The 12,295-nt window shown below is 69.7% G+C and carries 7 protein-coding genes; 5 read left to right on the top strand and 2 right to left on the bottom strand.

All coding sequences use genetic code 11. The features are described 5' to 3' along the window. Nucleotides 1-22 precede the first annotated feature (22 nt). On the top strand, nt 23-697 hold the full coding sequence (locus ACF8O7_RS24485; RefSeq protein WP_034395703.1) for an RraA family protein: 675 nt from the start codon (nt 23-25) through the stop codon (nt 695-697). Between the two features lie 55 nt (nt 698-752). Here the strand turns inward: ACF8O7_RS24485 and ACF8O7_RS24480 are convergent, their stop codons facing one another. Then, the gene (locus ACF8O7_RS24480; protein WP_017404661.1) at nt 753-1,091 is read right to left on the bottom strand and encodes a DUF6616 family protein; all 339 of its coding nucleotides are present in this window, start codon (nt 1,089-1,091) and stop codon (nt 753-755) included. A gap of 213 nt (nt 1,092-1,304) precedes the next feature. Here ACF8O7_RS24480 and ACF8O7_RS24475 point away from each other — a divergent pair, with 213 nt between their 5' ends. Further along, nucleotides 1,305-2,795, top strand: coding sequence for a M17 family metallopeptidase (locus ACF8O7_RS24475; RefSeq protein ID WP_126312965.1), 1,491 nt, complete (start codon nt 1,305-1,307; stop codon nt 2,793-2,795). Nucleotides 2,796-2,910: 115 nt separating this feature from the next. Beyond that, nucleotides 2,911-4,581 (top strand): ABC transporter substrate-binding protein, encoded by a 1,671-nt coding sequence (locus ACF8O7_RS24470; protein ID WP_016451452.1) that lies wholly within the window; start codon nt 2,911-2,913, stop codon nt 4,579-4,581. A 2-nt stretch (nt 4,582-4,583) separates the two neighbouring features. Here the strand turns inward: ACF8O7_RS24470 and dmeF are convergent, their stop codons facing one another. Beyond that, a complete protein-coding gene (dmeF, locus tag ACF8O7_RS24465) occupies nt 4,584-5,612 on the bottom strand; it encodes a CDF family Co(II)/Ni(II) efflux transporter DmeF (RefSeq protein ID WP_016450413.1) in 1,029 nt (342 codons plus the stop codon). Nucleotides 5,613-5,657: 45 nt separating this feature from the next. Between dmeF and ACF8O7_RS24460 the strand changes: the two genes are divergently transcribed. Then, nucleotides 5,658-5,933 (top strand): metal/formaldehyde-sensitive transcriptional repressor, encoded by a 276-nt coding sequence (locus ACF8O7_RS24460; protein WP_026062191.1) that lies wholly within the window; start codon nt 5,658-5,660, stop codon nt 5,931-5,933. A gap of 197 nt (nt 5,934-6,130) precedes the next feature. Further along, nucleotides 6,131-12,208, top strand: coding sequence for a DUF4011 domain-containing protein (locus ACF8O7_RS24455; RefSeq protein WP_392444479.1), 6,078 nt, complete (start codon nt 6,131-6,133; stop codon nt 12,206-12,208). The last annotated feature ends 87 nt before the right edge of the window (nt 12,209-12,295 follow it).

Here is a 12,295-nt window from a genome sequence, read left to right as displayed (position 1 = left end):
CATCCACTCTGAGCACCACACCATGATCGGTCTTCAAATTCTGAAGCGGCAACGCGCTGTCAGCCTCGATATTGCCAGGCGCTATCTCGACGTGCCTGTTGCCAACGTCAGCGACTGCATGGCCCGCATGACGGCTGGCGGCGCGCGGCTGCGCCCCATGCACGGCGGCGGGCGCATGGCCGGCCCCGCGTTGACCATCAAGACCCGCCCGGGCGACAACCTCATGCTCCACAAGGCACTTCAACTGGCCAGCCCAGGTGACGTGATCGTGGTGGATGCCGGTGGCGACCTCACCAACGCACTCATCGGAGAAATCATGGTGGGAGACGCCATGCGTCGCCAGCTGGGCGGCATCGTGATCAACGGCGCGATCCGCGACGCGGCATGGATTCGTGCTGGCAGCTTCCCGGTATTCGCCGCGGGCGTCACGCACCGCGGACCCTACAAGGACGGCCCGGGCGAAATCAATGTGCCTATCGCCATTGATGGCATGGTGATCGAGCCCGGTGACCTCATGATTGGCGATGACGATGGCTTGCTGTGCGTACCGCATGCGCAGGCGCAGGCCCTGCTGGATGCAGCACTCGGGAAGCAGGTCGTTGAGGCCAGGATGGTGGCCGACATCGCTGCCGGTACCTACAGCGCGCCATGGATCGACGAGACGCTCAAGCGTCTGGGCTGCCCGATTCAGCCGTAGCGCCGGTGCGGCATCATCCATACAGCACCCATTCATCACCCATCGCCCGTCCGCCTCAGACCTCGGCCAGCGCCTTCAGATGGCTTTCCAGGCCACCGGTGCCGCTGGCCGCGTTCACATGGTCGAAGTAGCCGTACCAGCCGCTGGCCTTGATGCCCGCCAGCAGGGCATCGCGCGCGGCGGTATCGGGAAAGCGCCAGATGCCCAGGAAGCGGTGCGGGCTGGCCTGGTCCAGGCCGCGCTCGGTCTCGGCCAGGGCCAGCACCTGCACGCCCATGGCAGCCAGGCCGCCCATGGCGCTGGCAACCGCGTCCAGAAACTGCTGGCGCTGCGCGGCGGGCAGGGCCAGCCAGGCGGGGTTGGGGGAATAGAGCTCGACCAGATAGTGGGACATGGTGTTTCCTGGGGTTGAGGCGCTGTGCGCCGGGTGTGATGCTGGCATATTGTATGGTAGCTAATTATATGCTGGCACCATGGCAGACATCCTGTGCCGTCGATGGCTGTGCTCTGGCGCTGCCTTCCATCAGGGGTTTGCGCATATCCATATGCGGCAGGCTTGTTTGCGATAGCCGGGCTGGCCTTTAGGCTGGCGCGCTTTGACCACGCCATGTCCAGCCCCGTCGCAACTGTCCATTCCGATTCCCGTCCCGGCGCCTTTGCCATTTCATCCCAACCCGCCACGGCGTTGCACCTTGCCACGCCCGCCACGCTGGCGGCCGTGCTGGAGCAACTGTCCCCGGCCCAGGCCCGATGGGCGCGCGCCGCAGGCTTTGATGCGCAGCCGGGCCGCATCCTGCTGTTGCCCGGCATGCAGAGCGAAGGGCAGGGCGATGGCACTGCCCTCGCTGGCGTGCTGGTCGGCGTGGACCCGGACCAGCTGCTGTGGCAGCTGGCCGGCCTGCCGGCTGCGCTGCCGCCCGGCACCTATGCGCTCGCCGATGCGGATGAGGCTCAGAGGCCGCATCTGCTGCTGGGCTGGGCACTGGGCGCGCTGCCATCGACCCGCCAGGCGCGGCAGTCGGATGCGGCAACCGCTCCATCACTCGCTCTATCACTCGCTCGGTTGGTGGCAAGCCCCGATGAGCAGGCCGCCGTCGCGCCAATGGCCGCCGCCATTGGCGAGGTGCGGCGGCTGGTCAACCTGCCTGCCAACCAGCTGGGTCCCGAACAGCTGGCCCAGGCCGTGGCCGACCTGGCCGCGCGCCATGGCGCGCGCTACCGGCAATGGGTGGGCGACGAGCTGCCCGCCGCAGGCTTTGCCCTGGTGCACGCCGTGGGTCGGGCGGCGTCCCGGGCGGCCCAGGCGCCGCGCGTGGCCGAGCTGACCTGGGGCGATGCCGCGCTGCCCCATGTGGTGCTCATCGGCAAGGGCGTGTGCTTTGACTCCGGCGGGCTGGACCTCAAGCCCGCCGCAGGCATGCGCTGGATGAAGAAGGACATGGGCGGCGCCGCACACGCCCTGGCCCTGGCCGATCTGCTGATGCAGGCGGGCCTGCCCATCCACCTGAAGCTGCTGGTGCCTGCGGTGGAGAACGCCGTGGGTGCCGGTGCGCTGCGGCCCGGCGACATCATCGAGGCCGGTGACGGCCGGCGCGTGGAGATCGAGAACACCGATGCCGAAGGCCGGCTCCTGCTGGCCGATGCGCTGCACCACGCCATTCGCAGCGCGCCCACGCCGCCCGCGCTGCTGATCGACCTGGCCACGCTCACGGGCGCTGCGCGCACGGCGCTGGGGCCGGACCTGCCTGCGCTGTTCAGCAACCATGACGGCTGGGCCGATGCGCTGCTGGCCCAGGGCCGCGCGCAGGCCGACCCGCTGTGGCGCCTGCCCCTGTGGGCGCCGTACCGCCGCATGCTCCGTTCCGACCAGGCCGACCTGCTCAACGCCGCCAGCACGCCGCAGGGCGGCGCCATCACGGCTGCGCTGTTCCTGGAGAGCTTTGTGCCGCCCGAGCTGCCCTGGCTGCACCTGGACCTGTTCGCCTGGAATCTGGAGGAGCGCCCCGGCCGGCCCAGGGGCGGCGAAGCCCAGGGCCTGCGCGCGCTGTACGCCCTGCTGTCGCAGCGCTTTGCATCTGCGCGCAGCGCATTTGCATAGGCGCAATCGGGCTTTGCGGCGGGCTGGTGGCTCCACACAATCGGCCGTCTGGTGCAGCCGGCGCGGCACCCGCCGCCGCCTTTCTGCGATCTTGTTCCGGCTGCCAGGACACTTCATGACCCAAAGACGCTTCCTGCCTCGCCTTTCCCTGCTGCGCACCCACTTGCGCACCCTGCGAACTTCCGCACTGCTCCCCGCCCTGGCCGCAGCCTTGCTGTGCGCACCGCCCGCCCAGGCCGAAACCCTGCGCTGGGCGCGCTCCACCGACGCATCCACGCTGGACCCGCACGCGCTGAACAACGGCCCCAACCACAACCTGCTGCACCAGATCTACGAGCCGCTGATCATCCGCACGGCCGATGGCAAGCTGCTGCCCACCCTGGCCACGTCCTGGGCGCTGACTGCCGACCCCTCGGTCTGGGAGTTCAAGCTGCGCAAGGGCGTGAAGTTTCATGACGGCAGCCTGTTCACGGCCGACGACGTGCTGTTCTCGCTGCGCCGCGCGCGCTCGGCCACCTCGGACATGCGCTCGCTGCTGACCTCGATCACCGACGTGACCAAGGTCGATGCCTTCACCGTGCACATCAGGACCAACGGGCCCAACCCGCTGCTGCCGGCCAGCCTCATCAACATCCAGATCCTGAGCGCCGCCTGGGCCAAGGCCCATGGTGCCGAGCAGCCGCAGAACGCGCTGGCCAAGGAAGAGAACTACGCCACGCGCAACGCCAACGGCACGGGGCCCTACGTCATCGCCTCGCGCGAGCAGGACACGCGCACCGTGCTGCGGCAGTTTCCCGGCTACTGGGGCAAGGGGCTGTTCCCGCTGGAGATCGACGAACTGGTCTACCTGCCCATCAAGTCCCAGGCCACGCGCGTGGCGGCGCTGCTGTCGGGCGAGGTGGACTTCGTGCAGGACCTGCCCATCCAGGACATTGCGCGCCTGAGCGCCGACCCGCGCTTTCGCATCAACCAGGCCGCCGAGAACCGCACCATCTTCCTGGGCCTGAACGTGGGCGCCGCCCCGCTGTCGCATTCCGATGTGAAGGACAAGAACCCGCTGGCTGACCTGCGCGTGCGCCAGGCCTTCCAGCTGGCCATAGACCGGCAGGCCATACAGCGCGCCGTGATGCGCGGCCTGTCCGTGCCCACCAACATCATTGCGCCGCCCTTTGTGCATGGCTACGAGAAATCCTTTGGCGCCGTGGGCAAGGCCGACTTGGCCCAGGCCAGGAAGCTGCTGGCCGAGGCCGGCTATCCCAACGGCTTCGGCATCACCCTGCATTGCACGAACGACCGCTACCTGAACGACGAGGCCATCTGCCAGGCCATCGCCGGCTTTTTGGGCCGCATCGGCGTGAAGACGGCCGTGTCGTCCCGGCCGCTGGCCATCCAGACGGCGGCCATCAACAACCAGGAGACGGATTTCTACCTCTACGGCTGGGGCGTGCCCACCTATGACTCGGCCTACGTCTTCGACTACCTGGTGCACACGCGCGGCAAGAATGGCCGGGGCAACACCAATGCCACGCGCTACAGCAATGCCGAGCTGGACAGCCAGATCGTCTCCCTGGCCTCCGAGGGCGATGCGCGCAAGCGCGATGCCACCATCCACTCCATCTGGAGCACGGTGCAAAAGGAGCTGATCTACCTGCCGCTGCACGACCAGATCCAGACCTATGCCATGGTGCGCAAGTTCGACATCCCGGTGAATCCGTCGAACACGCCGTACTTCAAGCTGTTCAAGCAGCCCGGTGCGCGCCAGGCTGCGGTGGCCGGCGCGCAGTAGGCTCAGTGTGTCGCAGCCGGCTGCGGCCGGTTGACCTCCACCGTGACGTGGACCAGTTCCTCGTGCACGCCCAGCAGCTGGCGCACGGCATCGGGGTCCACGCCTGCGGGCGCGTCCAGCGCCACGATGCAGGCGTAGCGCGCCTTGCCCACGCGCCAGACATGCAGGTCGGAGATCTGCGCGGCAAACGGCGCCTGGGCGATGGCCTCACGCACCTCGCTGACCACGGGGGCGTGCATCTCGGCGTCCAGCAGCACGCGGCTGCTGTCGCGCAGCAGGCCCATGGCCCATGCCGCCACCAGCACGGCGCCGGCCAGGCCCATGGCCGGGTCCAGCCATCCCAGGCCCCAGGCCATGCCGCCGAACAGGGCGGCGATGGCCATCACCGAGGTGGCGGCATCGGCCAGCACATGCAGGTAGGCCGAGCGCAGGTTGAGATCGCCGTGGTCGTCATGGTCACCGTGGTCGCCGTGATGGCGGTCGCCCGCGTGGCCGCCGTGCGCATGCCTGCCGTGCCCGTGGTGATGTCCGTGGTCGTGACCGTGGTGATGCCCGTGCCCGCCCTTCAGCAGCCAGGCGCAGACAAGGTTGACCAGCAGGCCCAGTGCGGCCACGCCCAGTGCCTGCTCGTAATGGATGGGCGAGGGCGAGAACAGGCGCTGCACCGACTGCCAGGCCATGCCGCCCGCCACCAGCAGCAGCAAGATGGCGCTGGTGTAGCCGGCCAGCACCTCGATCTTCCAGGTGCCGAAGGCAAAGCGCGTATCGCCCGCCAATCTGCGCGCGGCCGCATAGGCGCCAGCTGAGAGCCCCAGCGCCAGCGCGTGCGATCCCATGTGCCAGCCATCGGCCAGCAGCGCCATGGAGTTGAATCCGTACCCGCCTGCGATCTCTCCGACCATCATGGCCGCCGTCAGCCCCGCAGCCAGCATGGCACGGCGCTCGCCCAGCGGGTTGCCTTCGTCGAAACGGTGTGAATGCTGCCTGGGGCTGGCGCCGCCAGCGGTCGAGAGGGATGGAATGCTGCGCATGCAGATACTGTACCCCAGTATATGCAGGCGCCTAGAATGGCCTTCATGGCACATACGATTCAGAACAAGAAGCGCTTGCTCACGCGCATCCGCCGCATCCAGGGCCAGGCCCAGGCGCTGGAGCGCGCGCTCGAGGCCGAGCACGACTGCGCGGCCATCCTCCAGCAACTGGCAGCCGTGCGCGGCGCCGTCAACGGCATGATCTTCGAGGTGCTCGAGGGCCATGTGCGCACCCATCTGGCCGATGGCACGGCCGGCGGCCAGGCCCGTGATGACGACGTGGACCTTGTGCTGTCGGTGATGCGCTCGTACATGAAGTGATTGATGAAGTGATGGCCGGCCCTGCGGATTGGCGCTCTCGGCGCGGTTTCCTGCTCTCATTTTTTGCAAACAGTGACCCCTGAAAACCGCCCATCTCGGACACGGCGCCCCATTCGCAGCGGACAATCGTCAGGCCAGGAATATGACGGGATTTCGACAGTTCCCGCCGCCTGCTGGCCAGCCAAGGACTACCGCGCATGACAGAAGACCCCCGCCGAGATTCCCCCGCAGATGCCGCCCCCGCCGCCGCCCAGGCGCCGCAGACGGCCCCGCAGCTGCGCATCGGCACCGTCGCCAAGCTCAATCTCGCCGACTTCCAGAACGCCGTGCCCGCGCTGCTGGAGCTGGCCATCGTCAACGAGGGCGAGCTGCCGCTGCAGGCGCTGAGCCTGCATCTGGCCTCGGAGCCTGCCTTCATCAAGCCGCGCACCTGGCGCCTGGAGTCGGTGGCCGCGCACAGCACCTATGCGCTGACCGACCTGGATGTGGCGCTGGACGGCGCCTTGCTCTCGCGCCTGACCGAGGCCGAGCCTGCCGTGCTGCGGCTGGAGCTGCGCAGCGGCCAGCCGGCAGAGACGGTGCTGGCCCGGCATGAACACCCGCTGGAACTGCTGGCGCGCAACCAGTGGGGCGGCCTGGGGCATTTGCCCGAGATGGTGGCGGCCTTCGTGCAACCCAACGATCCGGCCGTGGACCGCGTCCTCAAGGGCGCGGCGCAGGCGCTGGAGGCGGCGGGCAAGTCCGGCGCCATCAACGGCTATGAACAGGGGCCGCAGCGGGCCTGGGAACTGGCCTCGGCCATCTGGACTTCCGTGCTCCAGAAGAAACTCAACTACGCGCTGCCGCCGGCCAGCTTCGAGCATGCGGGCCAGAAGATACGCGGCGCGACCCAGGTGCTGGATGCGGGCCTGGCCACCTGCCTGGACCTGACGCTGCTGTTCGCCTCCTGCCTGGAGCAGGCGCACCTGAACCCGCTGCTGGTCTTCACGCGCGGCCATGCCTTCGTGGGCCTGTGGCTGGGCAGGCAGGAATTCTCGACCGCCGTGGTCGATGACATCACGGCCGTGCGCAAGCGGCTCAAGCTGCAGGAGCTGGTGGTCTTCGAGACCACGCTGGCCGCGCAAGGCCAGGCCGTGGCCTTCAGCCAGGCCATTGCCCAGGGCGCGCGCCAGCTGGCCGAAGAGCATGAGGACCAGTTCGAGCTGCTGGTGGACGTTCGGCGCGCGCGCATGCAGCGCATCCGCCCGCTGGCGCTGGCCCAGCCGCAGGACGCCGCGCCCGAGGCCGGCGAAGGACAGGCCGAGCCACGGCTCACCGTGGAGCCGCCGCCCGAACTCCTGGCGCAGGCGCAGACACGCGAAGTGCCCACCTCCCAGCTCGATCCCAAGGACAGGCTGGCGCGCTGGCAGCGCCGGCTGCTGGACCTGTCGCTGCGCAATGCGCTGCTCAACTTCAAGCCTGGCAAGAAATCGCTGCTGCTGCAGGTGGCCGCGCCCGCGCTGGAGGACACGCTGGCCCGGGGCCAGGTGCTCAAGCTGCTGCCCAGCCCCGAGCTCATGCAGGGCAAGGACCCGCGCAGCCAGCCATTGCACGAGGCGCGCAGCCTGGAAGATCTGCGCGGCGCGCACGCCGAAGAGGCGCTGCAGCGGCGCGAGGTCTTCATCGACCTGGAGCCGCTGGAGCTGGACAGCCGCTTTGTGGAGCTGTTTCGCGGCGCGCGCAACGCGCTGCAGGAAGGCGGCGCCAACACCTTGTTCGTGGCCCTGGGCTTTCTGGTCTGGAGCCGGCCCGACAAGCCCGATGTGCGCGTGCGCGCGCCGCTGATCCTGCTGCCCGTCACGCTGGAGCGCAAGAGCGCGCGCTCGGGCTTCACGCTGCAGGCGCATGAGGACGAGCCGCGCTTCAACCCCACGCTGGTCGAGATGCTGCGCCAGGACTTCCAGCTGGAGCTGGGCGTGCCCGCAGGCGACCTGCCGCGCGACGAGGCCGGGCTGGACATCACCGGCATCTGGGCCCGCGTGCGCGAGGCGATCAAGGACGTGCGCGGCTGGGAGGTCAGCGAGGACGTGGTGCTGTCCATGTTCTCCTTCGCCAAGTACCTGATGTGGAAGGACCTGGCCGAGCGCGCCGAGCAGCTGCGCAGCTCGCCCGTGGTCGCCCACCTGATCGACACGCCGCGCGAGCCCTATCGCTCGGAGATCGCCTTTCCCGACACGCGGCGGCTGGACCAGGAGTTCGCGCCGCAGCAGGTCTTCAGCCCGCTGCCGGCCGATTCATCGCAGCTGTCGGCCGTGATGGCCGCTGCGCGCGGCAAGGACTTCGTGCTCATCGGCCCGCCGGGCACGGGCAAGAGCCAGACCATTGCCAACCTGATCGCGCAATGCCTGGCCGAGGACAAGCGCGTGCTCTTCGTGGCCGAGAAAATCGCCGCGCTGGACGTGGTCTACCGCCGCCTGCGCGAAGTGGGCCTGGGCGAGTTCTGCCTGGAGCTGCACTCCAACAAGAGCCGCAAGCTCGACGTGCTGGGCCAGTTGCAGAAATCCTGGGACTCGCATGGCCAGGTGGATGCCGAGGCCTGGGCCGCCAAGGCCAGCCAGCTCGGCCGCCTGCGCGAGCAGCTGTCGGCCTATGTGGAGCGCCTGCACCGGCGCCACGCCAACGGCTGGACCATCTACCGCGCCATTGGCGCCGTGGCCGGTGGCCAGGCGCTGCCGCGCCTGGGATTTCACTGGCCCACGCCCCAGGCCCATGACGAAGCGGGCCTGGCCCTTTTGCGCGAGACTGCGGGCCGCCTGCAGGCCAATGCCCAGGCCGTGGGCGCGCAGCATCTGAAGGACGGGCCGCTGGCCACGGTGCAGGCCAGCGACTGGTCCGTGCGCTGGCAGCAGCAGATGGTGGATGCCGCCCAGGCCCTGCACGATGCAGGCCAGGGCTTTGCCGAGGCGGCGCAGCAGCTGGGCCGGCTGCTGCGCATCGAGTGGCCGGCGCTGGGGCGCCAGGCGCGCTCGGCGCTGGGCGTGATCGCGCGCGCGCTGCCTGCGGCCGCAGGCCGCAACCTGGCTTTCTGCGTGCTGCCTGACGGCGCGCGCATTGGCGAATCCCTGCAATCGGGCCTGCAGCTGCTGGCGCAGCACGGTGATCTGTCCGCACAGATGCTGGCGCCCTGGCCGGCCGAGCTGCAGGCGCGCCTGGCCCAGGCGCTGGAACTGCTGGCGCAGCGTCGGCGCCTGCAGGCCGGGCTGGGCACGCCCTGGCCCGTGGCCCTGGGCGACGAGCTGGAACGCGGCCTGCAGTGCATCGACGAGATCGCGGCGCTGCGCCAGGGCCTGTCCGTCAAGTACGGCGCGGGCGTGGGCCAGCTCAATGTCTCGCAGCTGCAGCGCGAATGGGCCAGGGCCGGCAAGTCCTTGTGGCCGCTGTCCTGGCTGGGCCGGCGCAAGGTGCGCGCGGCGCTGGAGGCCACCATCGAAGGCGCGGGCGAGCCGCGCGTGGCCGATGACCTGGCCGCCCTGGTGCGCATCCGGGGCCTGCGCGAGGAACTGGACCAGATCCAGCCCGGCGCCGCAGCCGACGGCCTGTGGGCCGGACACCGCACGCGCACCGACCATGCGCGCAGCGCCTTGAAGGCCAATGCGGCCCTGCTGGCCGCGCGCGCGCAGAAATCCTTCTCGCTCGACGGCCTGGAGGCCGTGGCCGAAGGCCATGGCGGCGAGCGCTGGGCTGCCGAAGTGCAGCGCCTGCAGGCCCTGTACCAGATCGACCGCCAGCTCGATGGCTACCTGCCGCTGGCCGATGCCAGCCACGGCCTGTGGCGCGGCCTGGAAACCGATGCCCAGGCCTTGCAGGACGCGCTGGCCTTCGAGCGCGAGCGCCTGCAACTGACGCGGCGGGGCGGCCTGATGGCATCGCACGCCGCCGTGGCCCAGGGCCGTTGTGGCGCGGCGCTGCAGCAGGCCCATGCGCAGCTGGCGGCCCGCAGCGCCATCGAGGAACAGCTGCTGGCGCTGGACGATCTGCGCTTGCGCTGCCCCGGCGTCTGGGACGGCCTGGACACGCGCCCGCAAGCCGTGGAGCATGCGCTGCGCCTGCAGGGATCGCTGCAGGCAGGGCTGACCGGGCTGGGCTGGCAGGAGGCCGAGCTGGCCCAGGCACGCCAGGCCCTGCACCAGGTGCTGGCCTTGCGCAGCGCCGAGCTGGGCGAGGGCGCCGCGGTCGGCATGGCCTGCCAGCAGTTGCTGGACAGCCTGGCCGGCCTGCACGCGGCCATAGACCCCTTCAGCGCGGCGGCAGCCCATGGCGAGCCGCAGCAGCGTGCCCTGGCCCAGCGCACGGCCGAGCAGCTGGCGGCCACGGCGGGCGGCGTGCTGGCCGGGCAGGGCGGCCTGCATGCCTGGTGCGCCTGGCGCAATGCCCAGGCCGCGGCCCGCGCGGGCGGGCTGGGTGCGCTGGCCGACGCCATCGAGTCCGGCAGCCTGGAACCGGCCCAGGCGCCCCAGGCCTTCGAGGTCAACTACGCGCGCTGGTGGCTGGCGCTGGCCGTGGACGAGGACGAGGTGCTCAAGCGCTTCGTCTCTGCCGAGCATGAGCGGCGCATTGCCGACTTCCGCGCGCTGGACGATGAATTCACCTCGGTCACGCGCCAGTGGATACGTGCGCGGCTGTGCGCGGGCCTGCCGTCGGCCGACAGCATCCAGCGCAACAGCGAGTGGGGCATCCTGCGGCGCGAGATCACCAAGAAGCGCCAGCACCTGCCGCTGCGCCAACTGCTGGAGCAGATCCCCTCGGCCGTGCTGCGCCTGACGCCCTGCCTGCTGATGAGCCCGCTGTCCATTGCCCAGTACCTGAGCGCCGAGACCAGCAACTTCGACATCGTCATCTTCGACGAGGCCTCGCAGATTCCCGTCTGGGACGCCATCGGCGCCATGGCGCGTGCCAGGCAGGTGGTCATGGTGGGCGACCCCAAGCAGCTGCCGCCCACCAGCTTCTTCGGCCGCGCCGACACCTCCGACACCTTCGACGAGGACACGCAGGGCGTGGAAGGGGACATGGAAAGCATCCTGGACGAATGCCTGGGCGCCAGCCTGCCCACGCGCAACCTGTCGTGGCACTACCGCTCGCGCCATGAAAGCCTGATCGCCTTCAGCAACCACCGCTACTACGGCGGCGGGCTGGTGACCTTTCCCTCGCCCGTCACCGATGACCGCGCCGTCAGCTTCCACGCCGTGCAGGGCCGCTATGAAAAAGGTGGCGCCCGCATCAACCAGCCCGAGGCCAAGGCCCTGGTGGCCGACCTGGTGGCGCGGCTGAAGTCGCCGGGGTTTGCGCAGTCGGGTGCCACCATCGGCGTGGTCACCTTCAACTCCGAGCAGCAAAGCCTGATCGAGGATTTGCTGGACGAAGAGCGGCGCAAGGACCCGGGGCTGGAGCCGTTTTTCTCCGAAGCGCTGCTGGAGCCCGTCTTCGTCAAGAACCTGGAAAGCGTGCAGGGCGACGAGCGGGACATCATGTACTTTTCCATCACCTACGGGCCCGATATCTCGGGCGCGGTGTCCATGAACTTCGGCCCGCTCAACCGCGACGGCGGCGAGCGGCGGCTGAACGTGGCGGTGACGCGCGCGCGGCAGGAGCTGCGCATCTTCTCCAGCCTGCGCGGCGAGCAGATGGACCTGTCGCGCACCCAGGCGGCGGGCGTGCGCGATCTCAAGCACTTCCTGGAATTTGCCGAGCGCGGCCCGCGCGCGCTGGCCGAGTCGCACCATGGCAGCCAGGGCGATTTCGACAGCCCCTTCGAGGCCAGCGTGGCCCAGGCGCTGGAGCGCAAGGGCTGGCGCGTGCACACGCAGATCGGCGCATCCTCGTTCCGCGTGGACCTGGGCGTGGTGCACCCGGACCTTGCGGGCAGCTACCTGGCGGGCGTGGAGTGCGACGGCGCCACCTACCACCGCTCGGCCACGGCGCGCGACCGCGACAAGCTGCGCGAGCAGGTGCTGCGCGGCCTGGGCTGGCAGATTCTGCGCATCTGGTCCACGGACTGGTGGGTCAACCCGGGCGGCACGCTGGAGCGCATCCACGCGGCGCTGACCGCGCTGCTGGAGCAGGACCGGCGCAAGCGTGCGGCCGAGGTTGTAGAGGTTGCCGAGGTGCCGCAGGCGGCTGCAGTCGCCAAGGCAGAGCCAGCGCCAGAGACGCCTGAGTCGTCCGAGTCCTCCGAGCCCTCCGCGTCCTCTGAGTGGCCAGAGGCATCCGTGGAGGATGGCGAGGCGCAGAAGGTCTGAAAGTCGGCCGTGCGCATGAAATGGGCACTTGCTGAAGCCAGAGACACCAAGGAAGGGCCGCCCCCGCACCGAGGGTGTCGTCCCCCT

Origin of the sequence: Delftia sp. WSY_16 (genome assembly GCF_043104415.1) — a bacterium.
GTDB lineage: Bacteria > Pseudomonadota > Gammaproteobacteria > Burkholderiales > Burkholderiaceae_C > Comamonas > Comamonas tsuruhatensis.
Note: the sequence above shows the minus strand (reverse complement) of the source record. Positions and strands in the feature narration are given on the sequence as shown.